The sequence below is a fragment of the Candidatus Poriferisodalis sp. genome, from assembly GCF_965221945.1.
Lineage (GTDB): Bacteria > Actinomycetota > Acidimicrobiia > Acidimicrobiales > Poriferisodalaceae > Poriferisodalis.
Window position 1 is genome coordinate 1,364,946 of sequence record NZ_OZ244925.1, and the last position, 26,109, is coordinate 1,391,054.

At 65.7% G+C, this 26,109-nt stretch carries 24 protein-coding genes; 10 read left to right on the forward strand and 14 right to left on the reverse strand.

Features of this window, described 5'->3' with window-relative positions:
* The first annotated feature begins 2 nt into the window (after nucleotides 1-2).
* Nucleotides 3-1,163 carry an acyl-CoA dehydrogenase family protein gene (locus ACOQPH_RS06340; protein ID WP_420623872.1) on the forward strand — a complete coding sequence of 387 codons (1,161 nt, stop codon included), beginning with the start codon at nucleotides 3-5 and terminating at the stop codon, nucleotides 1,161-1,163.
* On the opposite strand, the gene ACOQPH_RS06345 is transcribed toward ACOQPH_RS06340, so the two are convergent.
* From ACOQPH_RS06345 to ACOQPH_RS06360, 4 genes are read right to left on the reverse strand one after another with little or no spacing between them, the layout of a single operon-like run.
* Complete coding sequence (locus tag ACOQPH_RS06345) at nucleotides 1,160-2,650, reverse strand: 2-oxo acid dehydrogenase subunit E2 (protein WP_420623873.1); 1,491 nt, start codon at nucleotides 2,648-2,650, stop codon at nucleotides 1,160-1,162. The two genes, ACOQPH_RS06340 and ACOQPH_RS06345, sit on opposite strands and share 4 nt — an antisense overlap.
* Nucleotides 2,651-2,664: 14 nt before the next feature.
* Nucleotides 2,665-3,696: an NAD(+)/NADH kinase gene (locus tag ACOQPH_RS06350; protein WP_420623874.1), complete on the reverse strand. Its 1,032-nt coding sequence runs from the start codon at nucleotides 3,694-3,696 to the stop codon at nucleotides 2,665-2,667.
* Nucleotides 3,693-4,706, reverse strand: a complete 1,014-nt coding sequence (locus ACOQPH_RS06355; RefSeq protein ID WP_420623875.1) for an alpha-ketoacid dehydrogenase subunit beta — start codon at nucleotides 4,704-4,706, stop codon at nucleotides 3,693-3,695. Before ACOQPH_RS06355 ends, ACOQPH_RS06350 begins: the two co-directional genes overlap by 4 nt.
* Complete coding sequence (locus ACOQPH_RS06360) at nucleotides 4,703-5,710, reverse strand: thiamine pyrophosphate-dependent dehydrogenase E1 component subunit alpha (protein WP_419553287.1); 1,008 nt, start codon at nucleotides 5,708-5,710, stop codon at nucleotides 4,703-4,705. Before ACOQPH_RS06360 ends, ACOQPH_RS06355 begins: the two co-directional genes overlap by 4 nt.
* Nucleotides 5,711-5,923: 213 nt before the next feature.
* Between ACOQPH_RS06360 and ACOQPH_RS06365 the strand changes: the two genes are divergently transcribed.
* Both ACOQPH_RS06365 and ACOQPH_RS06370 read left to right on the forward strand, forming a co-directional pair.
* On the forward strand, nucleotides 5,924-7,714 hold the full coding sequence (locus tag ACOQPH_RS06365; protein ID WP_420624318.1) for an IlvD/Edd family dehydratase: 1,791 nt from the start codon (nucleotides 5,924-5,926) through the stop codon (nucleotides 7,712-7,714).
* Between the two features lie 33 nt (nucleotides 7,715-7,747).
* Nucleotides 7,748-8,695: a calcium/sodium antiporter gene (locus tag ACOQPH_RS06370; RefSeq protein WP_420623876.1), complete on the forward strand. Its 948-nt coding sequence runs from the start codon at nucleotides 7,748-7,750 to the stop codon at nucleotides 8,693-8,695.
* A 38-nt stretch (nucleotides 8,696-8,733) separates the two neighbouring features.
* On the opposite strand, the gene ACOQPH_RS06375 is transcribed toward ACOQPH_RS06370, so the two are convergent.
* From ACOQPH_RS06375 to ACOQPH_RS06385, 3 genes are all read right to left on the reverse strand, one after another.
* Nucleotides 8,734-9,144: a hypothetical protein gene (locus tag ACOQPH_RS06375; RefSeq protein WP_420623877.1), complete on the reverse strand. Its 411-nt coding sequence runs from the start codon at nucleotides 9,142-9,144 to the stop codon at nucleotides 8,734-8,736.
* A 17-nt stretch (nucleotides 9,145-9,161) separates the two neighbouring features.
* Nucleotides 9,162-9,488 (reverse strand): hypothetical protein, encoded by a 327-nt coding sequence (locus ACOQPH_RS06380; RefSeq protein WP_420623878.1) that lies wholly within the window; start codon nucleotides 9,486-9,488, stop codon nucleotides 9,162-9,164.
* Nucleotides 9,489-9,577: 89 nt separating this feature from the next.
* Nucleotides 9,578-10,978 (reverse strand): MFS transporter, encoded by a 1,401-nt coding sequence (locus ACOQPH_RS06385; RefSeq protein WP_420623879.1) that lies wholly within the window; start codon nucleotides 10,976-10,978, stop codon nucleotides 9,578-9,580.
* 178 nt (nucleotides 10,979-11,156) lie between these two features.
* On the opposite strand from ACOQPH_RS06385, the gene ACOQPH_RS06390 reads away from it, so the two are divergent.
* The 3 genes from ACOQPH_RS06390 (at nucleotide 11,157) to ACOQPH_RS06400 (ending at nucleotide 15,829) form a co-directional block, all read left to right on the forward strand.
* Nucleotides 11,157-13,316, forward strand: coding sequence for a molybdopterin-containing oxidoreductase family protein (locus ACOQPH_RS06390; RefSeq protein ID WP_420623880.1), 2,160 nt, complete (start codon nucleotides 11,157-11,159; stop codon nucleotides 13,314-13,316).
* 12 nt (nucleotides 13,317-13,328) lie between these two features.
* A complete protein-coding gene (locus ACOQPH_RS06395; protein ID WP_420623881.1) occupies nucleotides 13,329-14,831 on the forward strand; it encodes a class I adenylate-forming enzyme family protein in 1,503 nt (500 codons plus the stop codon).
* A 149-nt stretch (nucleotides 14,832-14,980) separates the two neighbouring features.
* Nucleotides 14,981-15,829 (forward strand): YihY/virulence factor BrkB family protein, encoded by an 849-nt coding sequence (locus ACOQPH_RS06400; protein ID WP_420623882.1) that lies wholly within the window; start codon nucleotides 14,981-14,983, stop codon nucleotides 15,827-15,829.
* A 41-nt stretch (nucleotides 15,830-15,870) separates the two neighbouring features.
* Here the strand turns inward: ACOQPH_RS06400 and ACOQPH_RS06405 are convergent, their stop codons facing one another.
* The 4 genes from ACOQPH_RS06405 to ACOQPH_RS06420 form a co-directional block, all read right to left on the reverse strand.
* Nucleotides 15,871-17,190 carry an ATP-binding protein gene (locus tag ACOQPH_RS06405; RefSeq protein ID WP_420623883.1) on the reverse strand — a complete coding sequence of 440 codons (1,320 nt, stop codon included), beginning with the start codon at nucleotides 17,188-17,190 and terminating at the stop codon, nucleotides 15,871-15,873.
* Between the two features lie 314 nt (nucleotides 17,191-17,504).
* On the reverse strand, nucleotides 17,505-18,887 hold the full coding sequence (locus tag ACOQPH_RS06410; RefSeq protein ID WP_420623885.1) for an McrC family protein: 1,383 nt from the start codon (nucleotides 18,885-18,887) through the stop codon (nucleotides 17,505-17,507).
* Nucleotides 18,888-20,486 (reverse strand): McrB family protein, encoded by a 1,599-nt coding sequence (locus tag ACOQPH_RS06415; protein ID WP_420623886.1) that lies wholly within the window; start codon nucleotides 20,484-20,486, stop codon nucleotides 18,888-18,890.
* A gap of 67 nt (nucleotides 20,487-20,553) precedes the next feature.
* A complete protein-coding gene (locus ACOQPH_RS06420; protein WP_420623887.1) occupies nucleotides 20,554-20,823 on the reverse strand; it encodes a hypothetical protein in 270 nt (89 codons plus the stop codon).
* 131 nt (nucleotides 20,824-20,954) lie between these two features.
* Here ACOQPH_RS06420 and ACOQPH_RS06425 point away from each other — a divergent pair, with 131 nt between their 5' ends.
* The 4 genes from ACOQPH_RS06425 (at nucleotide 20,955) to ACOQPH_RS06440 (ending at nucleotide 23,738) form a co-directional block, all read left to right on the forward strand.
* The gene (locus ACOQPH_RS06425; RefSeq protein ID WP_420623888.1) at nucleotides 20,955-21,212 is read left to right on the forward strand and encodes a hypothetical protein; all 258 of its coding nucleotides are present in this window, start codon (nucleotides 20,955-20,957) and stop codon (nucleotides 21,210-21,212) included.
* Between the two features lie 98 nt (nucleotides 21,213-21,310).
* The gene (locus ACOQPH_RS06430; protein WP_420623889.1) at nucleotides 21,311-22,090 is read left to right on the forward strand and encodes a hypothetical protein; all 780 of its coding nucleotides are present in this window, start codon (nucleotides 21,311-21,313) and stop codon (nucleotides 22,088-22,090) included.
* A gap of 218 nt (nucleotides 22,091-22,308) precedes the next feature.
* The gene (locus ACOQPH_RS06435) at nucleotides 22,309-22,860 is read left to right on the forward strand and encodes a TIGR03086 family metal-binding protein (RefSeq protein ID WP_420623891.1); all 552 of its coding nucleotides are present in this window, start codon (nucleotides 22,309-22,311) and stop codon (nucleotides 22,858-22,860) included.
* Complete coding sequence (locus tag ACOQPH_RS06440; RefSeq protein WP_420623892.1) at nucleotides 22,857-23,738, forward strand: MBL fold metallo-hydrolase; 882 nt, start codon at nucleotides 22,857-22,859, stop codon at nucleotides 23,736-23,738. Before ACOQPH_RS06435 ends, ACOQPH_RS06440 begins: the two co-directional genes overlap by 4 nt.
* Nucleotides 23,739-23,751: 13 nt before the next feature.
* On the opposite strand, the gene ACOQPH_RS06445 is transcribed toward ACOQPH_RS06440, so the two are convergent.
* From ACOQPH_RS06445 to ACOQPH_RS06455, 3 genes are all read right to left on the reverse strand, one after another.
* The gene (locus ACOQPH_RS06445; protein WP_420623893.1) at nucleotides 23,752-24,171 is read right to left on the reverse strand and encodes a putative toxin-antitoxin system toxin component, PIN family; all 420 of its coding nucleotides are present in this window, start codon (nucleotides 24,169-24,171) and stop codon (nucleotides 23,752-23,754) included.
* A 2-nt stretch (nucleotides 24,172-24,173) separates the two neighbouring features.
* Nucleotides 24,174-24,524 carry a hypothetical protein gene (locus ACOQPH_RS06450; protein WP_420623894.1) on the reverse strand — a complete coding sequence of 117 codons (351 nt, stop codon included), beginning with the start codon at nucleotides 24,522-24,524 and terminating at the stop codon, nucleotides 24,174-24,176.
* Between the two features lie 112 nt (nucleotides 24,525-24,636).
* Entirely contained in the window at nucleotides 24,637-26,088 is a 1,452-nt protein-coding gene (locus ACOQPH_RS06455) for an NAD(P)/FAD-dependent oxidoreductase (protein WP_420623895.1), read from the reverse strand.
* Nucleotides 26,089-26,109: the final 21 nt, after the last annotated feature.

Sequence of the window (26,109 nt, forward strand, 5' to 3'; positions counted from 1 at the left end):
CAGTGAGCACCGTCCATCGCAACATCTACATGAGCGACGAACTGCAGGCGATCTACGAGCAAACCGTCGCCTTCGTCGCCAACGAGGTCACCCCGGTCGGCGATGCCTGGGAGGAAGCCGGCCAAGTTCCGCGTGAGATCTACAAACAGATGGGCGAGCTGGGGATGTTCTCGCTGCGGGTGCCTGAACGGTGGGGTGGATTGGGCCTCGGTCCGCTCGCCTCGGCCGTATTTTCCGAGGCGCTCGGCACTTCTACGTACGCGGGCTTCGAAGCAAATGTGCTGGTGCACACCGACATGGCGCTGCCCCATCTGCTCAATGCGGGGTCCGACGAACAGCTTGAGCGCTGGCTGGGTTCGATTCAGTCCGGCGACACCATGCTGTCGATCGGGGTGACCGAGCCCGATGCCGGTTCCGACGTGGCAGGGCTGCGCACCACGGCGGTCCACGACGGTGACGGGTGGCGGCTGAATGGCGCCAAGACATTCATCACCGGAGCCGTGTACGGCGACATGACGGTGCTGGCGGCTCGAACCGACCCCGATGACCGTTACGGGATCTCGATGTTCCTGGTCCCTGCGCACACCGAGGGCTTCGAAGTGGCTCGCAAGCTCGACAAGCACGGCTGGCGCTGCTCGGACACCGCCGAACTCGTGCTACGCGATGTGTGGCTGTCTGACGACCACCTGCTCGGCGAATTGCACCGGGGCTTCTACGCCACCATGGCGAACTTCCAGAACGAGCGGATGGTGATCGTCGGCATGGGCATCGGCGCAGCACAGGTCGCCATCGACCTGACCAACGCGTACACCCAGCAGCGCAAGGCCTTCGACGCCACGCTGTACGACCTGGGTGCAATCCGCCAGCGCATGGCAATGAACCAGGCCAAGGTCGACGCAGTGCGCGCCTCGATGTACCACGCGGCCTGGCTGACCGAACAAGGCATCGACGCCATCAAAGAGATGTCAGGCGTCAAGGCGCTCGGCGCCGAAGTCGTGAATCAGGTCATGTACGACTGCATGCAGTTCCACGGCGGCATCGGCTACATGCGCGAGTCGACCATCGAGCGGATGTGCCGCGATGCGCGCCTGCTGCCCATCGGCGGCGGCGCCACAGAAGTCATGCTCGAAGAGGTCGCGAAGCGCAGCTACATCGACACTTAGCGGGATTCGAGCCAGTCGCGCACTGCGCCGGCGAAACGGGCGGCTGGGGCGCCATCGAAGGCTCGGTGATCCCAGGTCAGCGAGAGGGTGAGCATCGGGCGGGCTGCGGGGGCGTCGCCTGACCAGTCGGTCTCGTTACGGATACGGCCCACGCCCAAGATGGCGGTGTTCGGTGGGTTGATGACCGGCGTGAATGCGTCGACGCCGAACATGCCAAGTGCGGTGACCGTAAACGTGGCGCCCTGGAAGTCGTCGTAGCCCAGCGTTCCGGAGCGCGCGCCGCCGGCGAGGCGCTTCGTCTCTGCTGCGATTTCGCTCAGGCTCAATCGGTCGGTGTGGCGGATGACCGGAACTAGCAAGCCGTCGTCGAGTGCGACAGCGAGACCAACGTGGATGTCCCCCAACAGCGCAACCGCATCGGCGGTGACCTGGGAATTGATGCGCGGGTGGGCACGCAGCGCAGCGGCAGTTGCGGCCACGACGTAGTCGGTGTAGCCGGGCACTGCAGCATCGGCGGTGCCAACGCCGTTGTCGCTGCGGTCAGCTTCAGCCAGCGCTGCCCGTTCCGCCACCACTGCGCTCATGTCAACGTCCATCGTGAGCGTGAGCTGGGCCATTGATCGCAGCGACGCGCTCATCCGATCCGCGATGACACCGCGCATGCCTCGCAAGGGGATCTCCTCCGTGGGCGTCTGGGCAAGTGGTGGTGCCGCGTCCGCTGCGGCGGGCTTCGTCTCGGGAGCCGCACTCGGCGGGGCGGGCCGGGCCGGCTCGACGGGTGGGCTCAGCCGGGCCAGCACTTCGCGTACGTGGACAGCGACGTCTGCGCGCGAGATACGGCCATCGGCAGCGCTGGCTCGAACAATACGTAGGTCTACGCCGAGCAGGTCCGCGAGCTGCCGGGCCGCCAGAGTTGCTGGCGGTGACACTGCCGCGCTGAGGTCCGGCGCAGTTGTTGCCATTGGAGTTGCTTCGCCCAAGGCCGGAGCAGATGATGCGTCCAACGCTGCTCGCACGTCACGCTCGGTGATGCGGCCTTTGGGACCTGTCCCGGCGATGACCGCCAACTCCACGCCGAGTTCCCTCGCCAAACGCTTGGCTGCAGGCGACGCCAGGACACGTTCCCCGGGAACCCGTGCCGGTGCTGCAGACGGCGCAGCGGCGGCTGCCGGCTGCGTGTGCGACAGCGGCGCCGTGGAAGCCTGCGCTGGTGCCTGACGAGGTCCGGCTGCTGCTTCGGGCGGGGACTCCCCCGGTTCCAAGAACCAACCGATCCTCACGCCGCAGGCGTATTCCTCGCCGACATCCCCCGTCTGAGCCAGCACGCCACTGCCGGACGCCTCGATCGCGGTTTCGACCTTGTCGGTCTCGACGATCAACACCGCTTGGCCGCTGCGGACTTGGGCACCGTCGGGTACCAGCCACTGCAAGATCGTGCCTGACTCCATCGTCAGACCCAGCTTCGGCATCGCAAACTCGGTGGCCATCGGCGCCCCCTCGCTCAGCCGCTCGCAACCGCAGGCCCGACGGGGTAGCGCCGTCGCTGTGCCGCCGCAACCGCTGCGCCCACGTCGATCACCTGTGGGCCGTTGGAATTGACGGTGACCTCTGCCCTCTCGCCTCGGGCCAGCACGATCTCGCGCTCTCCGTCCAGCGTCAGCACACCGGGACCTCGCAACGTGACCAGTTGGTCGAATCGCAGCTTCTCGCAATGTTCGATGCTGATGTCGGAATAGCTGCCGGGCATCACTGCTGCCCGGATGTGTCTGCCGTGTTGCACACTGCGCGACGCGCACCCCAAGCGGACATGGACTCCGCCGGCTTCGTGGCGCCCGACCGGGGCGACGGCCGCAGCGATGGCTGACAGTCCTACCGATGCCGGCTCGGCGATGGCAGCGACAATCTCGCTCACCGACGCCGATTCCCACACGGCGCGTGCACCCACAAACGCGCCCCGCACCAGGCACACATCGACGAGCGCGATATCTGAGCCGCCACTCGACTCCATCGTGATGTCAATGATCTTTGCCTGGGCTGCCACCTCTGCCGCAACCCCGAGACCGCTCACCACCGCTCCTGCCGCGAAGCCGGCAACGGTGGCGTCCAACTGCGAAGGGAAGACGTTGTTGGTGCCGACGGCCAGCGGCACCAGCGGCACGTTTCGCCAGCCTTTCGCGACATCTCGCTGGGTGCCGTCGCCGCCCAGCGCGATCACCGCCCCCACGCCCAGCTCACAGAAGCGTGCAGCTGCCAACTGGGAGTCGCGGCCGGTATGCCAGCCGTGCGGCTCCAAAACCTCCACCGGTCCCGAGGGATCAAATCCCGCCAGCGCCCGATCTCCCAGTCGCGCCCGGTCGCCGCTGACCAGCACCCGCTCAGCTCCGCCTTCGAATGCGCCCACCACGGCACGGCGGATTGCACCGATCTTGACGGCGTCCGACACCGGTGTGGCCCCTGAGGTGAGCCTTCTTAGGTCCTTGCCGGCCAGCGGGTTAGCAACGATGCCGACCGTCGGGCCAGCAGCCTTCGTCACGAGGCCGCGAGTGCTCGGATTCGCTCGCCGATCATCTCGGCGTTGGGCACCCATTCCTTCTCGAGCACGGGACTGAATGGCACCGGGCTGAACGGCGCGCCGACGCGCTCGATCGGAGCATCGAGATAGTCGAATGCCTCCTCAGCAATCTGCGACGCGATCTCACCGCCGAGGCCGCCGAATCGGACCGCCTCGTGCACCACGGCGACGCGGTTTGTCCTCTGCGCCGATCGGATCACCGTCTCGATATCGAGCGGTTGCAACGTGCGGAGGTCGATCACGTCGCACTCGATCCCCTCTGCCGCGAGCGCATCAGCAGCCGATGTGGCCTCGTGCACCATCCGGCCGTACGTCACCACGGTGATGTCGTCGCCGGGCCGCACGATGCTGGCCGAGCCCAACGGCACTTCGTAGGTGTCGGGGGGAACGTCCCCACGGATGCCCAGCAGGCGCTTGTGCTTCACAAACACCGTCGGGTTGTCGTCACGAATGCACGAGATCAGCAGGCCCTTCGCGTCGTACGGGTTCGACGGCATGACCACCTTGAGGCCCGGGATGTGGCACAACATGGCCTCGAGGCTCTGACTGTGCTGAGCTGCGGCCGACAGCCCTGCTCCGGCACTCGTGGTGATCGTGAGCGGCAGCGTGGCCTTGCCGCCGAACATGTACTTCAGCTTCGCTGCCTGGTTCACGATCTGATCCATGGCAACGAGCATGAAGTCCATGAACATCAGGTCCACGACCGGCCTCAGGCCGCTGACCGCTGCCCCGGTGCCGAGACCCACGATGGCCTGTTCGCTGATCGGCGTGTCCACGACCCGCATATCGCCGAAGCGCTTGTTCAGCCCGCGGAACGAACCGAACACTCCCCCGGCTCGACCGACGTCCTCACCGGCCACGAACACATTCGGGTCGGCCTCCATCATCTGTGCGAGCCCCTCGGCGAAAGCAGCTCCATAGGCGATGCTGCGTCCTGAGGCACCGGCAGTGGCATTGGCAGTGGCGGTCATGATGATGCTCCTGAGTACGCGGCTGCGGTCAAGTTGGCGCCGGTGTAGACGTCGGCCAGCAGATTGTCCGGGTCGGGCAGCGGACTCTCTTCGGCAAATGCGATCGCCGCTTCGATGTCGGCCTCGGCGGCATCATGAACGGCTTGAGCACCGTCGGCATCGAGCACGCCGGCCGCCGCCAGGCGATCTTCGAACAGCTCGATCGGGTCTCGTTGTTTCCATTGTGCGAGCTCGTCGTCGGAGCGGTATTTCATGCCGAGCGTCTGCACCCCGTGGTGGTTGTAGAAGCGGTATGTCTTGGCCTCGATGAACGAGGGCCCTTCACCCCGACGGGCCCGGCTGACGGCCTCGTTGGCTGCCTCCCACACCGCCACCACGTCCATGCCGTCCACGATTGCCCCGGGCATCCCGTAGCCGGCAGCTCGGTCCACCACATCGGTGATGGCCATCGTGCGCTCACGTGGCGTGAACTCGCCGTACTCGTTGTTCTCGCAGACGAACAGCACCGGCAACGACAATGCCGCCGCCATGTTTGCAGCCTCATGGAACGCCCCGATATTCGAGGCGCCGTCGCCGAAGAACACCACCGAGACCCGGTCGTTGCCCCGGTACTTATTCGCGAACCCGGCGCCGACAGCGATGGGCACACCGCCGCCGACGATGCCGTTCGCACCGAGCATTCCCAAGTCGAGATCGCAGATGTGCATGGAGCCGCCCTTGCCCCCGCAGTAGCCGGTGGCCTTGCCCATCAGCTCAGCCATCATTTGGCTGTAGTCGCCACCCTTTGCCACCAAGTGCCCGTGGCCCCGGTGGGTCGAGCTGATCTGGTCATCATCATCGAGGTTGGCGCACACTCCTGCAGCAACCGCTTCCTCCCCCACGTACAGGTGCAGGAATCCCGGCAGCCGGTTCTGCTCGGCCAGCCGCCCGGCAGACTCCTCGAAATGACGGATGCGCACCATGCGTCGGTGCATATCCAGCAGTACTTCTGGGCTCGGATCCATGCGTGCCCCCTCAGCGCGGTATCGGCCCGCCACACACTAGTTCCGCGCTTGTGAGCCCACCGTGGTGGCTGCGTCGTGTGCTCCAGCGGGGGTCCGCACGGCTGCTGTGCGACCCGCAGCGAGGCGTAGTGTGGCCCGGTGGCTTCCGAACCAGATTCACACTCATCCTCCGAACCTCGTTCGATCCATCCTGTCGGCGGACCCGATCCCGGCATCGGGCGCGGCGGTCTGCGCTCGGCGGCCTGGTTCGACATCGAGGGCGACCCGCTCATGTCGGCGCTCTACCTCGAGCGCTATGCCAACTTCGGGCTGACACGAGAAGAACTCCAGTCGGGCAAGCCCATCATCGGCATCGCCCAGACCGGCTCTGATTTGTCGCCGTGCAACCGACATCACCTCGAGTTGGCCAAGCGAGTACGCGAGGGCATCCGCGAAGCCGGCGGAATTGCCTTCGAGTTCGGGGTGCATCCCATCCAGGAGACCGGCAAGCGACCCACCGCATCGCTCGACCGCAACCTGGCCTATCTCGGCCTCGTCGAGGTGCTGCAGGGATACCCCCTCGACGGTGTGCTGCTTACCATCGGTTGCGACAAGACCACACCGGCATGCCTGATGGCGGCCGCGACGGTGAACGTGCCGGCCATCGCGTTGTCTGTCGGGCCGATGCTGAACGGCTGGCACGAGGGCCGCAGGACCGGATCGGGCACCGTCGTGTGGAAGGCCCGTGAGCTCTATGCCGCCGGCGAGATCGACGACACGGGCTTCATCGACCTGGTGGCGTCCTCGGCCCCGTCGGTGGGCTACTGCTCCACGATGGGCACCGCCACCACCATGAACTCGCTCGCCGAGGCGCTGGGCATGCAGCTTCCAGGCTCCGCCGCAATCCCAGCCCCGTACCGCGAGAGGGCGCAAATGGCGTACCGCACCGGGCTGCGCATCGTCGAGATGGTGCGGGAGGATCTGCGTCCGTCCGACATCATGACCCGCGAGGCATTCGAGAACGCCATCGTCGTGAACTCTGCGATCGGCGGATCCACCAATGCCCCGATCCACCTCAACGCGATCGCCGCGCATCTCGGGGTCCCGCTGGACAACGACGACTGGCAGAAGCACGGTTTCGCAGTGCCGCTGCTGGTGAACCTGATGCCCGCCGGGTCCTATCTCGGTGAGGACTATCACCACGCCGGCGGTGTGCCTGCCGTGGTCGGCGAGCTGATGCGTGCCGGACTGCTGCCTCATCCCGATGCGCTGACAGCCAATGGCAACAGCATCGGCGACAACTGTGCCGATGCCAAGATCATGGACGCTGACGTGATCCGCAGCGCTGGCGAGCCGCTGTTGGCTGATGCCGGCTTCATCAATCTGTCAGGGAATCTCTTCGACAGCGCCATCATGAAGACCAGCGTCATCTCCGACGAGTTCCGCCACCGCTACCTGTCCAATCCTGACGATCCCGACGCGTTCGAGGGACGCGCCATCGTCTTCGACGGACCGGAGGAGTACCGGGCGAACATCGACGACCCCGATCTCGACATCGACGAGAACTGCATGCTGTTCGTTCGCGGGGCCGGTCCGATCGGCTACCCCGGCGGTGCCGAGGTCGTCAACATGCAACCGCCGGCAGCACTGCTGGTGCGCGGCGTCCATTCGCTGCCGTGCATCGGCGACGGTCGCCAATCGGGAACCTCGGGCTCGCCGTCGATCTTGAACGCGGCTCCCGAAGCAGCGGTCGGCGGCGGCTTGGCGTTGCTGCGCACCGGCGACCGTGTCCGGATCGATCTGCGCCGCGGCAGCGCCGACATGCTGGTCGACGATGACGAACTGGCCCGCCGCCGGGCCGATCTGGACGAGGCCGGTGGTTATCCCGTGCCGCCATCGCATACCCCGTGGCAAGAGATCCAGCGGTCGATTGTCAGCCAATTCGACGAGGGAATGGTGCTTCGCCCGGCCGTCAAGTACCGCGACACCGCTCGCACCCATGGCACCCCGCGTCACAATCACTAGGTCCGCGCCATTGGGATCGGGGTCGTCGCAGCGATGATCCTCGCATTGCTGGCGCTGCTGGCAGGCCTGGTGCTGCTGGTGTGGGCTGGTGATCACTTCGTGACGGGCGCCTCGCAGCTCGCCACCGCGCTGCGCATCCGACCTGCAGTGATCGGGGCGGTAGTGCTGGGCTTCGGCACGTCCGCACCGGAGATGGTCGTGTCCTCGCTGGCGGCGATCAATGGCGAGCCCGCGCTCGGTGTGGGCAACATCGTGGGCTCGAACGTGGCCAACGTCAGCCTGGGTCTCGGAGTGGCAGCACTGCTGATCCCGATCCCGTTCACACGTATGGCGCTGCGTCGCGACGTTCCCTGGTCGCTGGCCACCGCAGCGATATTTGCTCTGTTGGTTGTCGATGGCAACCTCAGCCGCTACGAGGGCGGCTTCCTGGCCGCACTGATGGCAATCACGTTGGTGTGGCTGGTGCGCTCGTCGCGCGACGAGACCCTTCCGCCCGATGAAGACACACCTCCGCTCGCTCAAGACGTCGGCCAGCCGCTCACCAATCTGATGCGGGCGCTGCTGGGGTTGTTCGGCGTCATCGTGGGCGCCCAGCTCGCGGTGGAGGGCTCCACCGAACTCGCGGAGCGCTGGGGCCTCAGCGGCGGCTTCATCGGATTCTCGGTGGTAGCCGTGGGCACGTCGTTGCCGGAGCTCGCAACCGTTGTTGCCGCCGCTCGCAAAGGTCATACCGAGCTGATCGTCGGCAACCTGTTTGGCTCAAACGTCTTCAACAGCCTTGCTGTGGGCGGGGCCATGGGCCTGGTGGGTGCAGGAGCCATCGACGACCCATCGCTGACCGGCCTCGGAATCGGGGCGATGATGGTCGTGGTCGTGCTGGCCTACCTGGGCGCGCTCGTAGGCAAGCGTGCCAGCCGAGTCGACGGTGTCGCCCTACTCGCCATCTACATCGGCGCAATGGTCCTGCTCGGCACCAGCTGAGGCCTCAGAGGTCTGAGCACCGAATGTCCTGCGCGCCCCTACGGGTTCCTTCGTCGGCGGGGATGAAGAGAGCGAATCGTGACCTGCTGAGCGTGGATCGCAAGGCGATCCAGATCCTTGAGATCCGCCGTAAGGATCGTCGTTCCGGGCTCGGCCATCGCTACGAGGACGGCGTCAACCACCGATCCTGCTTTCGCACGAGTTCGCAAGTCTCCGGCACGCTGGGCAATTTTTCTCGGCAAGGCGTCTTGGGTCTCGCACATCTTGAGGAATTTGTAAACCAGTGCATCAGTGTCCTGCCTTCCAGATATGCACTCCGCGAGAACGATTGTGGGCACGATCGGCGGCCAGAGTCGTTGTCTCTTGAGTTCTTCGATGTCTGCAAGCGATTGCTCGCGCTGCTGTGCCAGATGCGTAACGGCGCCCGAATCAAGGATCAGCACCGGCATCAGGTGATGTCAGATTCTCAATCTTGCTTCAAGCTCTGGGCGAGGGCAGCAGCTCGCCGCTTGTGCTTGTTGGACGGCTCACCGACCTGCGCTCGCAGTTCAGCCAGATAGCTGTCAGTTTCTGCGAGCAGTGCCTTTCGTCGCTCCTCAGGAATCTCCAACCAGTGCGGCGTTTCCGGGTCTGCAGGTGAGTCGCCAGGAGAATCCTGATCACTTGAAACGAGACCTGCCGCAAGTGCGGCTTCTGTCGCAGCGCGCCCGCCTTTTGGATCGACGCTCCTGCTGGCCGAATTCTTGAAACGCCCGCCCCAAGGAGAACCCTTAGGATGCCGTGACTGCGTCATGGAGCCAGCGTACGAGATTGAGCATGCGTACTTCAAAGAGTTTTGGAGGATGGGGCTCGGTCGACTGCTCAGTTCGTATGACGTCGTTGTTATTTGACGCCAGGAGCGACACGGCGCTGCCAGATGCCCAGCAGCACGATGCCAAAGAGCGAGCACGCTGCGGCCGCATAGAACGCACCGACCGTGGCGCCGACGAGCCACGCCGTGACACCCAGAATCGGCCCGCCAATTCCCGCCGAGAGCTCGAAGAACATCGTGAAGGTGCTCAAGGCACGGGCGCGCTCGTTGGGCGGTACTCCCTCGACTGCTGCGACCATGAGCGCTGGGTACAGCAGCGAACCGCCGAGAGCCAGGATGACCACGGCGACGTACAGGCCCGGAATCGACACGAACGTGCCCATCAGCACCATTCCGGCGGCGGCACCGATGAGCGCCAGCGTTGCGGTGCGCTTTGTGCCCAGCTTGTCGGGCAGTTTGCGCCCGATGATACGAAGCACGAGCACCAACATGCTGTAGACGAAGAAGACCGGACCGAGCCAGCCGAGGCTGTGCTCCTCCGCGAGCTTGGGCAGGTAGCCGTACAGCGCCGGAATGATGATGATTCCCATCGCGAGGATTGTCCCGGGCCACAGGGCCGGCTTGTAGAAGACCCCGCCGGCGTTCGAGGTGGTCGCCGGCGGATGTTCGGGGGTTGCTGGGGGCAATCGGACGGCGCCTCCCTCTTTCCCGACGAGTTGAAACACCAATGGACGTGCAGCGCTGGCCAGACGCATCTGCAGTCGCGAAGCGCCATCTCCTGAGGCCCCGTTCACCTGGCCGCCGGCGCCGTCGGCGACGTGAGGGGCCAGCGCGCTCGGCGAGTCCGTCGGAAGAAACCAGCCGATGACAGCCGACAGCGCCATCAGTATTCCCGCGAGGGCGAACGCCGCGTCGAAGCCCCCGAATGCGAACGCGGAGTCGCCCCACTCCTCGATCATCGTTCCCAGTCCTGGGCCCAGCCCCATTCCGAAATACAGGAACACCGAAAACCAGCTGATGGCCTCGCCTCGGCGATGCTCCGGGGCCAGATCGCTGATCATCGCGGCGCTGCCCACGAAGAACATCCCCTGGAACGCCCCGGTCAGCATGCGCATGATCAGGATCACCGCATAGGTGTCGGCCCAGACATGAGCAAAGAACGTGGCCGCGGTCGTGAAGCCGCCGACAACGATCAGAAAGCGGCGGCCCCGCTCGTCGCCGAGGCGACCGATGAACGGTCGGGCTGCGATCGCCGTGATGGCGAACACCCCGATGGCGAAGCCGACTGCCACATCGCCGCCGCCTGTCTGGTTGGTCACCAGCAGGGCCGTGAGGGGGAGCATCGAGGAGAACGACACCGCGGAGAACAGGGCGCTGATGTTCAGGATCAGGAACGGGCCGCTGAACAGGCGCGACGGCTCGCCAAGAGGCGGCGCGGCGACTGGCGTCGCCGAGGACGTCGTCTGTGACATGGGGCGATGCCTCGCACACGCTGCGCCCACGATTCGATGAGGGCGCCCCGGCTTCAATGGGCCATGCTAGGGGTGATGCCCAACCCACCGTCCAAGGACATCCTCGGATGAGCGTTGCCGACGCCTACGACCACAGCGGGGCGCCACACCGCATCTCGTGGTCCAGGGACGTCTTCGGGTGAGCGTCGCAGACATCGTTGTCCGCGGGGCATGCCACCACGACTGCCCCGATACGTGCGCTTGGGAGGTCACGGTGCGTGACGGCGTCGCGGTGCACCTGCGCGGCGATCCCACCCATCCGTTCACCGATGGGCAGCTCTGCCCGAAGGTGAACCCGTTTCTGGATCGCGTGTACCACCCCGACCGTCTGCTGTGGCCGCTGCGACGCATCGGACCCAAAGGCGAGGCCCGCTTCGAGCCGATCGACTGGGACACTGCGATTGCCGAGATCGCCGAGCGGATTGGCGACGCCATTGCTCGGCACGGCGGCGAGACGGTGCTGCCGTATTCCCTCGACGGCACCCAGGGGCTCGTCCAGAAAGGCGTCATAGCGGATCGGTTCTTCGCCGCTCTCGGTGCAACCCGGAACAACCGGCACATCTGCGGCGTCACGGCTTGGCACGGTGCCGCCGATGTGCTCGGCATGCCCCTCGGTGCGGACCCCACCGAGATTGCGAGCGCCCGCACCATCGTGTTGTGGGGCACCAACACGCTGCTCACCAATCGGCACCTGTGGCCGTACATCGAGACTGCCCGTCGCAACGGCGCCAGCGTCATCGTCGTCGACCCTGTCTCGACGATGACCGCACAGCGGGCCGACTGGCACATTCAGCCGCGCCCCGGCACCGATGTTGCACTCGTGCTGGCCGTCATCGGCGTGCTGGACCGTGACGGCCTCATCGACGAGTCGCAACTGGAATCGAGCACCGCAGGCTGGCCAGAGCTCCGCGCTGAGGCTCGGGCCATGGGCCTCGAAGACGTAGTTGGCATCACGGGAATCGACGAGTCCGACATCGTCTCGCTGGCACATCAGATCGCGCACGAACAACCCTCGGTGCTGCGTGCGCTCATCGGAATGGAGCACCGCGAGCACGGCCACGACATCCACCGAGCAGTGGCCGCTTTGGCCGCCGTCTCGGATTCTGTCTACATGCGGTCCACACAGGCGTACTTCGACACAGCGTTCGCCGACGTGGCGCCGCCGCCGGGGCCTGAGCGAACCGTCAACATGTCGGCTCTCGGCGCGGTGCTCGCCGACGCCGATTCCGAGCCGCCGGTCACGGTGCTGGTGAACTACGGGTGCAACCCCGCGGCCATCACGCCCGACCAGAACCGGGTGCTCGCCGGGCTCGAACGCGACGACCTGTTCACGGTGGTGATCGAGCAATTCATGACCGACACGGCGAGGTACGCCGACATCGTGCTGCCCGCGACAACCCAGATCGAGCACCTCGACCTGATGAATGCGTGGGGCCACCTGTATGTGTCGCTGAACCTGCCAGCCATCGAACCACTCGGCGAGTGCCTGCCCAATACCGAGATCTTCCGCAGACTGGCACATGCCATGCAGCTCGACGCATCCGGCCTCGCCCACAGCGACGAACAGGTGGCACGAGACCTGCTCGCGAGCAGCCATCCGTGGCTTGAGGGCATCACTTTCGAACGGCTCCAGCGCGACGGCTGGGCACGGCTGGCAGTGCCAGCAGGCTGGTCTGCGCTGACCGATCGGGAGATCCCGCTGCCACCGTCGGATGCCGATGCGCCCGGGATTGCCCGGCGACACCAGCTCGGTCCGATCCGGCTGGGCGCACTGCGCTACCAGCCCGCTTCAGAATCGCCCGGTGGGGATACCGAACTGGCTGAACGCTTCCCGCTCGCACTCATGACGCTGAAGCAGCACCAGCGCTTCCTCAACAGCCACTACGGCGGGTTCGAGCATCACCTTCCCGATCCTCCCCGGCCGCGCCTCGAGATCAGCGCTGCGGACGCAGCAGCGCGTGGCATCGCCGACGGCGACCAAGTACGCATCCACAACGGCCGTGGTGAGCTGTTCACCGATGCCACCATCTCGGACCGCCTGCAACCCGGACTGGTGGCGATGCCCTTCGGCTGGTGGGCCGGCAGTGCGGTCGCGCGCACGGTCAACGTGCTCACCAATGCTGCGGTCGGCGGTCCCGATCCCGATGTCGGCTCGGGGGCATTCCACGACACGCTCGTCGAGGTGGAACCCGCACCCAACACCAGAAACACCGCCGACACGCTCGCCGAAGCCGCACCCCCACCACCGCAAGCCGCCAGCGGATCACCACCGCAGACAGCCGATGGCTCGCCGTCGTAGCCTGCGATGGCGATGAACGTCGCCGAGCTGCTCGAACGTGCCCCCCACGACAACGCTGTCGTGCTCATCGACAGGTCAGCCACCCCGCCGGAACATGTCACCGCCGGCCAGCTCAGGGACCGGGCGCTGCGCTGCGGGGCAGGTCTCGCGGCCCGGGGCCTGGCGCCGTTCACCCGGGTCGGGCTGCTCGCAGCGAACTGCGGCCAGTACTACGACGTGATGTTCGGCGCCCCGGCCGCAGGGCTGGTGTTCGTGCCGCTCAACACCCGGCTCCCCGCCGAGACCCAGGCGTACATCCTCGACGACGCCGACGTGCAGCTGGTCATCTCCGATGCGGAGCACGCCCCGCTGGTGCCGCCGGACATGGCCCACATCGTCATCGGCACCACCGAATGGGACGCTCTGGTGGTCCATGAGCCGCTGAGAGCAGCGGCCGCCGTCGCCGACGACGACATTGCCGTGCAGATCTACACCTCCGGTTCGACCGGGCGGCCCAAGGGTGTCCTGCTGACCCATGGCAACGTCACCTTCACGGTGCTCGAGTACGGCGCCGCCATGCCGGGCGAGGTGATGCTGGTCTCGGCTCCGCTCTACCACAAGAACGCTTCGATGTCCTCCAAGCTGGCGTTCGCAAACGGGGGCACCGTGGTGCTCCTGCCGGGATTCACCGCCTCGGGCTACATCGAGGCCATCGAAGGGCACAGCGTGACCATGTGCTCGGGCGTGCCGACGATGTTCGCTCTCGTCACCGCCGAGATCGCTTCCCGCGTCGCCGCCGGTGAGCCGATCCCTGATCTGTCCTCGGTGCAGCGCGCCTTCATCGGTTCAGCCCCCCTGACTGAGGCCCTCTACGACGACGTGCAGCGGCTGCTCCCCCAAGCACTCGTCTCCAACGGTTACGGCACCACTGAGGCCGTGCTGGAGTTCGGCCCCCATCCCGAGGGCAAGGCGAGGCCGAAGATCTCCGTCGGCCATCGACACCCCAGGGTGGAGCTGCGATTGGTCGACCCCAACACCGGCGAGGACTCCGACGCCGGCGAGCTGTGGGTGCGCTCTCCCGGGGTCATGACCGGCTACCACAACCTGCCCGAGGTCACCTCCGAACGCCTCACCGATGGCTGGTACCACACGGGCGACCTGATGACCCGAGACGCCGACGGCTTCTATTACTTCGTAGGCCGAGTCGACGACATGTTCGTCTGCGCCGGAGAGAACATCTACCCCGACGCCGTTGAGCAGATGCTCGAAAAGCACCCGGCGGTGCATCAAGCCGTGGTGGTCCCGGTTCCCGACGAGCTGAAGGGCCAGCTGCCGGCGGCCTTCGTGCGTCCCGAACCCGGCCGCACAGTCACGGTGGACGAGGTTAAGAAGTACACGCTTGCCAACGGTCCCGCATATGCGCACCCCCGCCACGTCTGGATCGTCGACGAGATCCCCCTGGCCTCCACCGCGAAGATCGACCGCAACGGCCTCGTCGCCCGGGCCGCAGAGCTCGTGAAAGCTGACTCCCCCTGAACAGCGAGCACCGCACGACCGAGGGTGCAGCGGAGGACAGAGCACTGCCCCACTCCACGGAAAGCGCAGCCGAGGACACTGCAGCGCGCCGCACTGCTGGGGACGCAGCGGAGGGCACAGCACAACCCCGCTCACTGACTCGCGGCGCCGTGAACATTGTCAACGAAGTCCGGCAGGACTGGGGTGCCAAGCGGATCGGCGGGCTGTCGGCGGAGATCGCCTTCTTCGCCCTGCTGGGGCTGTTCCCAGCAGTCATCGTGTTCGCGGCGGCACTGGGTTCGCTGGACGTGCTCATCGGCCGCAGCGCCGCCGCCGACACCGAGGCTTGGCTGCTCGAACGGATCAGCGACACGTTCGGCGATCAGAACACGCTCGATGCAACTGTGGCGGATCTCTTCGACCGTTCCGACGCCCGGGCCATCACTCTCGGCGTGGCGGTGGCCGCCTATGCGTCGACCCGCGGTTTCATCGCCGTGGTACGTGCCTTGAACGTGACACGCGGCCACCACGGCGCTCGCAGTTGGCTGTCGACCCGTCTCGTCGGCTTCGCCCTGACGTTCCTGACGCTGGTGGTTGCCGTCGTGGTGGCCACGATGCTGGTCGTCGGGCCGCTGTTCGGCGGCGGCTCCGAATTGGCGGACCGGCTGGGTGCGGGAAGCTCATTCAGCACGTCGTGGGACTGGCTGCGGTGGCCCGTCGTCTTCGTGGCGGTTGTGGCTTGGGCGGCGACGGTGTATCGGATCGCCCCGCGCCACAAGCTCAGATGGCGGCGAGAAGTGCCGGGGGCACTGCTGGCGACGGTGTGGTGGCTGGCCGTCTCAGGCGGGTTCGGCGCGTACCTGCAACTTGCCTCCAATGGCGTCAACGCCGTGTTCGGCCTGCTCGGCGGCGCCCTCAGCCTGCTGCTGTGGCTGTACCTGCTGGCGATGGGGCTGCTCGCCGGCGCTGAGCTGAACAGCCTGCTGGACCGTCACCGCCCGCCGGTCTCATCGGGCTGAACGACGCTGCCTGCCGGCCAGCGCCGTGCCTGCGGTTCCATTCATGTGTTCCAGAGCTGGTCGATGGGCAACAGGTACAAACGGTCGCCCAGCTTGAGCGCGTGGCGGCCGGTGTGCAGCAGCACCCCCGCCGCGAACGATCCCGGCTCGGCTCGATCCATGAGGTCGCGCAACCACGCCAGGTTGTCCATCTGAGACGGCGCTGGCGACGCGGAGGCCTTGATCTCGACTGCGACGAGGCGCCCGTCGGTGTGCTCAAGCACAAGGTCAGCTTCTCGGCCTGTGCTGTCACGAAAATGGTGCAGGTCGATCGCTTCATCGGATGCGGATATCTGTTGGGCGATCTCGTTGACGACGAAGGTCTCGATGAGCGAGCCGATCATGGTGGCGTTCGGGTGGCGCAACGCGGCGGCGTCGAGCCGCAGGAGTGCTGCGGCGAGACCCGTGTCGGCCATGTGCAGCTTGGGTCGCTTGATGGCCCGACGTGTGCGGTTGCGGGCCCAGGCGGGCAGTTCATGAACAAGGAAGACGGTGCGCATCCAGCCGAGATAGCCCTCGACGGTGCGCCGGTCGAGACCGAGGCGCCGAGACCAGTCGGCGAGGTTCACCTCGGCGGCCGTGCTCGCGGCGGCGAGACGGATCAAGCGGTGCATTGCCGGCACCGCACGAAGCGCTCCTAACTCGACGATGTCGCGGTTCAGCACTGTCGTCACGTGGCTGTCGAACCAGCGCTGCCTGGGCCGCCCGTCGAGTTCGAACGGCTCGGGGTAGCCGCCGCGGCACAGCCGGTGCAGGTAGTCATCTCGGGTCGTACCGCTCGAACCGCCGAGTCGGAAATCGCCGTCAAACCAAGCTGCGACTGCGGAACCACTCGTGAGCACATCCAGGTCGGCGTGGCCGGATGCTCCCGGATCGCCGCCGATACCGACTGGTGCTGCCTGCGCCGTCAGTTCCGATTGTGACAGCGGCCAGAGCTGCACGATGGCGGCTCGGCCGGCCAGCGATTCGCTGATGGTCGGCACCGACAAGAAGTTGGTGGAGCCGGTCAGCAGGAAGCGTCCCGGCTCGCCGCGGTCGTCTACCGCCATCTTCACCGCCCGCACCAGCGGGTCGCCGCCCAGCTGGACTTCGTCGACCACCAGCGGGTGCGGCTGGTTCAGCAAGAACGTCTGGGGATCGTCGAGCGCTACGGCGAGGACAGCCGGATCGTCGAGCGTGGCGTAGGTGCCGCCCCGCTCGGCTGCCACAGCCCGCGCCAGTGTGGTCTTACCGCACTGCCGAGCGCCGTGCAGCACCACGACCCGAAACGCGTCGAGCGCAGCGCGAATCTGCTGCTGTGCCCGACGCTCAACGTGCTCCATGCGCGCAGCCTAGTGAGAGACGCTGTTCCACAGCCTGCTGATGTGTATTTCACCAGTATATCAATGTCAATTTGATTCACTGTCTGATGCGTAATTTGTAGGTGAATTTCTCCCACCTTTCGTGGGTCCATTGTTCCTAGTTTCTGCAGGCCAAACACCCCCAAGAACACTTCTATCTGCCAGGAATGAGAAGCCGCCGCTCGCATTGCGCGGACCGTTGCCGGATGGTGACCATCCGCTGGAACGCCTTGCTGAACGTGGAATCGTTGAGTCAAGCGTCAGAGGTCTGTCGGCCTCTTCCCCCGGGCGTTTCCTCAGTTAACTGATGTGTGCGTCGTCTGCACAAGGTGTTCGGCGAGGACTGTGATCTGAACGTCGATATCGCTGGGGCTGCCGGACAGATTGATGGCGACCGTGTGGAGCTTGGTGCCGAGGTGCTGCACGGTGATTGTGGAGACATTCAGCGCCGCGGCTGAACAGTGGTGGTCAGCGGCCTCGCCAGCACTGCTGACGCTTCGGTCCCACGGAGCGGGGCTGCCTGGCTGACGATGAGGATCGCCTCGGTTGACGTCGGCGCAGTAGATGAGCGTGCCTTCCTGCAACTTGAGCGCCGTCGTGTAGGCCAGCAGCTGGTAGTAGTCGCCGTGCCGTCCGAGAGGTCCGACGGTGTCCGCTGTGCTCGAGTCGCCGTCCGTGAGCTTGTACTTGAGGTCAGCGACGCCGACGGTCTCGCCATGGCTGCGCAGGGTGAGGTCCGGTCTGATCTGCACACGTCGATCGATGTCGAGGTGGGGACGCAGCTGAGCGGCGACGTCGAGCCGTCCTTGCAGCTTGCGCCGCAGTCGCGACGTGACGAACTGTTCGAACAGTTCGTTCATGTCCACCATGAACGCCGACGCAGCGGTGTCGCCATGTTGGTCCTGCAGGGTGCAGTTGGCCAGGATCAGCCGCGCTAACCGCAACGCGGGCCGGTAGTGCGCATTGAGTCGGGTGTAGCCGATGCGATCGAGACGATCCAGTGCCGTCGACACTGCGGGTTCGGCCACGCCGTCCAGCGCAGCGAGCAGCCGGCGAAGCCGTCGCCGGTCGTCGTGGGGCACGTCGGGCACACGCAGCGCCAGCCGGATCGCCGCGGTCAAGCAGCGATTCTCGTCGATGTCGGCAGTGAAGTCGTCCCACGAACACGCCATCGGCACCAGCACACCGCCCCGACGGAACTGCCGCACGAAGTCGATACGGCCGCGTAGCGCGAGCAGATCGTCCTCTTCGTGCCGGTAGTGATGGAACAGCCCACGAGCCAGCGTCGTCTCCGCGGTGCGGGCGAAGAACGACACCAGTGCTGGCAGCAATTCGTCGTTGGTGGCGTAGTCAATGGCCTCGGCCTGCCACGCCTCGGGCGGCAATCCCACTTCCAGCAGGAAGAACAAGTTCTCGGGCTTGATCTTCGGCCGCACAATGATGCGCAGATCACCCAGCGTGAACGCGCCCACCCACTGCCGCGTCGACACCTTCCACCAACCTCGCTCCCGGTCGGGTGCCACCGACACCCAAAGCGTCTCCCCAAGACAGCGGGCCGCGTCGTCGTCGAGCTGCAAACGCTTGGTGCTCCACTCGTGAAGCAGGACACGCTGATCCTCACCCGCCTCGCGAACCATCTCAGAGACGTCCGGCCTCACCGCACCATCGACGATTGACATCTACCGGTCGCCGTCGTTCTCGGCGCTCTCATCGTGGTCGGATCCGGGCTCAGCTTCCTCACCAGACCCGTCCGACGTTCCCATGTCCGAAGCCGGCGCGGCCGCACTGGGGCCATGGCGCTTCCAGACTTCGCCAAACCGATAGCTGTCGATCACATCCTGTCGACCGAAGAACTGATCCTCGATGAGCGGCTCGATGTTGTACTCCCAGATTCGCCGCAAGCTGTTTTCGTCCAGGTCTTGCTTCATGAAGTGGCTCGGCCCGATCAGCATGTAGTCACCTCCAAGATCACCGCGGAGCCGTTTGTTGACGGCATCGAGCAGGTCAGCCATCCACGCCTGTCCTGGCTCGTTCTGCTCACACCAGCGCCGCAGCAGCCCCGCCGTCGGCTCACGATCGGGGAAGAACGGCACAAAGTGGAACCGACGCCGCATAGCGGCGTCGATCAGCGCGATGGAGCGGTCTGCCGTGTTCATCGTGCCGATGATCCACAAGTTGGAAGGCAGCGTGAATCCGCCGACCGGCCGATACTGAGTCTGAGTCCACTCGTCGCGATACTCCAGCAAGTACAACAACTCGCCCAGCACACGTGGCAAGTTCGCCCGGTTGATCTCGTCGATCACCATGACATGCAATTCGTCCGGGCGATCGGCGGCTCGCTCGGCAAGCCTCACAAGAGGCCCCGGCGACAGCTCGTAGGTCATTTGACCGTCGTCATCGACCTGCGGCCGGAACCCTTCGAAGAAGTCCTCGTACGAATACGCCGGATGGAACTGCACCAAGGAGTACGGCCCTTCGTCCTCGTACTCGTCGTCGTCCGCGATGCCTGTCAGCGTCCACGCCAGTTGCCGGGCGAAGTACGTCTTGCCAGTGCCAGGCGGACCGTACAGGATCACCTGCCCCTTGTCCTCCAACAATCCCACGAAGTCGTTGAGGAACTGGACGCCGCACAGCAGGGAGCGTGCGGCCCTCTCCAAGCGACTCCGGAGGTCATCTGCATCGTCAGACGACGACTCGACATCTCTGGGACCGGGGTCGACGCGGTACTTGTCGCCGACCTTGTAGCGGGGCGACTTTGTGGCCTTGACCACCTCGTTGACCACCTTGTTCCCAGCACGGCGCTTGATGGGCGCTCCTACCCACACAACCTCGTCTGTCTTGGGGCACACCTTGTAGGTCGCTGCGTCCTTCTCGATGCGGCAGTAGTTGACCGCGCCGCACGCGCAGTAGTGGGGACCCCACTTACTCGTAGCGTGGAGCGTGCCGCACTTGGCCGCGGGTTTCTCTGGCGGGCGACCGGGCACGCTGGGTCGCTTCAGCGTGCGGTCTTGGTTCCACTTCCACCATCTTCGGACACGAGCCCGGTAATCCCGTTGCGGTCCGAGTTCGATGGTGAGCACCTTCGTTACCCACTCGTCCAAGAGCGATTCGTTTCGTCCATCGGGGCGCGCCTGCTGCAGGAGCGCATACTTGATCCAGCGGCCTACGACATTTCTAAGGGTCGCGATGACGTTGGCGGGGTCTGACGCATTCGTGGTCCGCTTCACGTAGTCAAGGAACTCGTCGAGGCGCTGCGCCCAGTACTGCTCGTCGTCCATGAAGGCGAACCTACTGCGGAGGTGCGACACGCTGTCCGGCTCGTGGCCGCCGGGTGGGCGCCGCCAACTATGCGAGATCGGGACCGATGTAGTGGACGAGCGGGCCGTGATCTTGCTCGCTCCACAGGATCAGCCACTCTTCGCCGGAACCATGCACGGGGACGCCCCACATGGCGGGTCGGTGGTAGCGCCGACGGCGAATGCGGCGACTGTGCCTGTCGTCCTCGATGTCGTCCAAGACATCGTTCACCCGTTCGTACAGCTCGTTTAGCCCCACGTCGGCGCGCAGCGCGACGAGCTGCCGGTCGGCCTCAGGGCTGAATAGGAGTTCGCCCATTTGCCTAAATGTCACAGTGAGGGTCAGTGACTGATGTTACATTGCCCCAACGTGTACACTCAGATGCGTTCACTGGCGTCCACCGCTTCGCCTCGCCAAGCGAAGCACCGGCGTGTTCGGAGGTCTCACCCATGTCTCAGCTCGTTGAGCTTGACGGCCGACGTCGAGCAGCGCTCGGCAGGCTCGGAAAACCAGAACACAACCTCTACCTAGTTGACGAGGAAGCCGACGGCACCCTGATTTTCACGCCTGCTGTCGTGATGTCGGCACATGAGGCTGCGCTGTTGCGCAACCCTGAACTGATTGCGCAGATCGAGGCCGATCAGGCGGAGCCGTCTCGGGCTGTCCGCTCCGAGGCGAGGCGTCCTCGCGAAGCCTCAGAGACGTAGCCCCGGTACACGGCGGCGAACCCACTGCGGGGGTGCGATGCGACGCCCCGCCAGCATCCACAGAACCCGCGTGCTGGGCAGGCCCTAGGGTGACGCGCATGTGGATTCGTCTTCGTCAAATCGCCGTGACCACGGCCGACCTGGCCCAGACCTCGGCGGACATCCAGAGCGTCCTCGGCGTTGAACCGTGCTTCACCGATCCGGGTGTCGGCATCTTCGGCCTCAAGAATGTGCTCTGGCCGGTGGGCACTCAATTCCTCGAATGCGTCACGCCGGTTGAACCAGACACTGCCGCCGGCCGGTATCAGCAGCGGCGCGGCGGCGACACCGGCTACATGGTCATCACTCAAGTCAGTGACGTTGGTGCCCGCCGCGCCCACGTCGACGAGATGGGCATCCGCATCGCATTCGAGATGAACTTCCCCGAAGAGGGCCATGTCGGCATGCAGCTGCACCCGGCCGACACCGGCGGCGCGTTCTTCGAGATGGACCAGATGACTGGACCAGGCGGCGATGCCCTGGGCGGCCCCTGGACGCCTGCAGGCAAGTACTGGGAGCCCTATGTCAACACCGCCAAGGTGAACAGCATTGCCGCCGCCGAGCTCCAGAGTCCCGATCCCGGTCGCTTGGCCGAGCGCTGGAGCCAGATCGCGCAGATCGACCTCGGATCCGATGCCGAGGGCCACCCCACGATCCAGCTCGACAACGCCACGCTCAGGTTCGTGCCTGAGGCCGATGGCCGCGGCGAGGGCCTCGGGGGCATCGATGTCACGACCGTTGATCGTGAGGCTGTGCTGGCTGCGGCCCGCTCACGGGACTGCTACGTGAACGACAGCCAGGTAGCGCTCGCTGGCCTGCGCGTCAACCTCGTCGACTGAACCCCACCAGCCGGTCGCCCGAACGGCGTCAGCCTGGTTGCCTGAACCCATCACTCCTGCGAGAGCTGCAACCCCCGGGCCGGAGCCACTCGTGAGCCGCCTGCTGCGACGACGTAGCATCGCCGCGGATTCCTGCGGTGACGCTTCGCCTCAGAGCTGCTGAACAACCGAACCACACAACCGGACCACATGGTCGAACCAGAGAGGATTCATTCACCATGAGCGAAACCATCGACGCCTTCAAGCGGGCTGTCGCATTGTTCGACTCGGTGGTGGCCGATGTGCCCGCCGGTGCCTGGGACAATGCCACCCCGTGCGAGGCGTGGAATGCGAGCGAGCTGGTGCGCCACCAGTGCGGCGTGCTCGACGCCCTCGCCGGCATCGCCCGCACCGGCGTCATCAACATGCCCCAGATGGCCGATGAGACCGACGACCCTGCCGCCCGCTGGATCGAGACCCGAGACGGCCTTGCCACCGCACTCGACGGTGCCGACTTGTCCGCCGAAGACCAGTACTGGTTCGGCCCCATGAGCTTCGAGGACTTCGTGGGCATGGTGCAGTGGGATCCGCTGGCCCACTCATGGGATCTCGCCCAATCCGCCGGCATTGCCGTCGAGCTTCCCGAGGACCTGTGCGAATCCAGCCTCGCCCGGGTCAAGTCGCTCGGCGACATTCCTCGCAAGTGGAAGCTGATCGCGGACGAGCTGCCCGTGCCCGACGACGCAACTGCGGCACAGCGCTACCTGGCCTACGTCGGCCGTCAGCCGTGAGCAGCGCCGAGCCGCTGCGCTGGCAGGTCGGCGACGTCATGATCACATCGGTCTCAGAGTCAGACACACCCACCTCGCCGCGCTTCCTCTTCGACGGACTCTCCAAGGGCGGCGTGCTGGCCCGGGCCGACGCGGCACCGTGGCTTCGGCCGTACTTCGTGAGCGACGAGGGCTACCTGCTGCAGCGCATCCATTGCTGCGTCATCGAGGCCGACGAGCACCGCATTGCCGTGGATACCTGCGTCGGCAACGACAAGCAGCGCTCCAACCCGCTCTGGCATGAACAGCAGGGACCGTTCCTCGACGATCTCGCCGAGGCGGGCTTCCCGCCCGAATCCATCACCCACGTGGTGTGCACGCACTTGCACGTGGACCATGTCGGCTGGAATACGCGGCTCGTCAACGGCGAATGGGTGCCGACATTCCCCAACGCCCAGTATCTGTTCTGCCGGGCCGAATACGACCACTGGGAAAGCACCGGCGACCTGTTCGGCGACAGCGTCTTCGACGACTCGGTGGCGCCCATCGTGGCGGCGGGCCTCGTCGAGATGATCGACCCCGACCATCAGATCTGCGATGAAGTGTCGTTCCAGTCGACACCGGGGCACACCCCAGGGCACATCTCGGTAGTCATCTCGTCGCAAGGCAAGCGGGCGATCATCACCGGCGACATGGTGCATACGCCACTGCAGCTCGCCGATCCTGAGCTCAGCTCGATGTTCGACACCGATTCCGACGAGGCGCGAGCGACCCGCCATGAGGTGTTTCCAGACTGGGCAGACAGCCAGACGCTGGTCATCGGCACCCACTTCGGCGCGCCGACCGGCGGGATCATGGTGCGCGACGGCGAGGGCTACAAGCTCGAGTTCGACGAATAGTTCTGTGTTCCGTTCAGCGGACGTCGTCGCTGAGCATCTGTTCGAACCTCGTCGGGGTCACTGCAGGGGGAGACTGTTCCTCCCACTCCAGCAGGTCCCTGTCGCCGGTCACGATCACGTCTGCGCGTGCTTCCCGTGCAAGCGCGACCAAATAGTCATCCTGACGGTCGCGGGTGGTCTGGGCGATTGCGTCGGGATCTGGCCACTGTGTTGCCCCGACTGCCACATCCCGCAAGTAGGCATTCACAATGTCAAGGCGCAGTCTCGACTGCAAGTGGGGGCGGCTGGCGACCTTGACGATCTCATTGACGAGGAGTGGACACACAACCAACTCGAATCTCCGACGAGCCAGCCAGTCACGCATGATGCGATACGGCGGTCCTGCGCCGATGAGCGCGGAAATATGAACATTCGTGTCGATGACTGCGCGCACTGTCAGAGGGACAGGCCAGATCGGCGCTGAGGTGGCACCTTGCGCTGTGAGCGTTCCCTGCGCACGGCATTCGTCTCGGCTACCGCAAGTTCAAGCGCTTCAATTTCGGCCAGGTCGGCATTGGCGGTCGCGGTCTCGCTAAGTGCCTCTCGAAGGCAGCGAGTGAGGCGCTCCCACGCCTCATCCTCATCGATGCCGAGGGCGGCGGCAACTTGTTCCAGTGAGGCACCAGCGGTCAATGCGTCCCGGACTTGTAGCTCAGGCCACAAGCTCCGCTCATCTCTCTGCCGGCAGGACTCGTGCAGCACCGTCAGGGCCTTCGCCGCCTGATCATTGCCGGGCCTCGCGCTCATACAACCATCGTAGGGTGCCGATGGGCTGAGGTCTCTAGCGTTTTCCGTTCACGAAGGGGTTTGCCATCCCGGTGAGAGCCGTATACCTCAGCTGAGACGATCTGAGTGAGGGTCAGTGGCCGCGACGCAACAGCTTGGCTATCCCTGACATCAGGCGGTCGGGCCTACCCGTTCTCAGCTCGAGTTCATCGGCAACTCCGAGCAATGCTCGGCTGATGCGCACGCCCAGCCAGCGCAGCGGCTCGGGCTCCCAGCGCCGGGAGGTGACTCCCACCCAGGGCAGGCTGGTGCGCTCGGTGTCGCGCTCGCAGATCAGCTCGGCCATCGTGCGGCCCGCAAGGTTGGATGCCGCCACGCCCTCTCCCACATATCCGCCAAGCACTCCATGACCAGTCCGCAGGTCGAAGTTCACGCCGGGCAACCAGTTTCTCGGGATGCCGAGCACCCCGCCCCAGCGGTGCGTGACACGCGCGTCGGCCACCTGAGGGAGCAGTTCCACGAGGATGCGCCAGATCCGCCGGTGCATTCCCAGGTGGACCTCGGCGGACGGCACGATCCGTGAGCCGTAGCTGTACGGCACGCCGGTGGCGCCGAAAGCGATGCGGTTGTCGGCCGTGCGCTGGCCATAGATGACCATCCGGCGATCGTCAGCGAAGCTCGGGCGGTGCGCCAGGCCGATGTCGTCGAACAGCTCGTCGGGCAGCGGCTCGGTGGCCACCATGCGTGAGTACACGGGCAGGATGTCGCGCCTGCGCCCGCGCAGGTCCCGGGTATAGGCCTCGGTGGCCCGGATGATCACCGGTGCCCGCACTTCGCAGCGGCCCCGGCTCATTAGCGAGCCGCGGGGACCCTCCGGAGCAACCTGCACCGCACCGCCGTCGATGGCTGTCGCACGGGTCTGCTCGTAGATCTCGGTTCCTGCCGATTCGGCGACTGCGGCAAGCCCGCGAGCCAGCTTGGCGGGGTCCACCACGGCTGACGGACCGAGCAGGATCCCGCTGAGAACGTCAGTGGCGTTGAGCTGCGCCCGGGCCTCATCGGCATCGAGGAGGCGGACCTCGTCGGGCGTCAAACCCAGCGCCCGGGCCTCCGCGATCTCCGCTAGCTGGCGCTCGGCTTGGGGAACGGTGCGCGCCACCCGGATCGTGCCGCCCTTTGCGTAGTCGCAGTCGATGCCCTCGGTGGCTGCAACCCTGCCGATCTCGTCCACTGCGTCGAAAACCGCCCGCAGCAGGCGCCCTGATTCGGCTGGATTCGACCGCCGCGCATAGTCATCGACAGAGCCGGCAAGCTCCCCCACCGCCCAGCCGCCATTGCGCCCCGACGCACCGAAGCCGCAGTAGTGCCGTTCCAGCACTGCGACGCGCAGCGATGGTTCGAGCTGCCGCAAGTAATACGCCGTCCACAACCCGCTGAAGCCACCGCCCACGATGGCGACGTCCACGTCAAGATCGCCACCGACACCGGCTCGCGCCGTGATGGGCGGTTCTAGACGATCGATCCACAGCGGTGTGGTGGACGCCGTCTCGAGTGACCACACGTCAGAAGCACTGTGAGCTGCCATCTCGCGGAAACTACCGCCGCG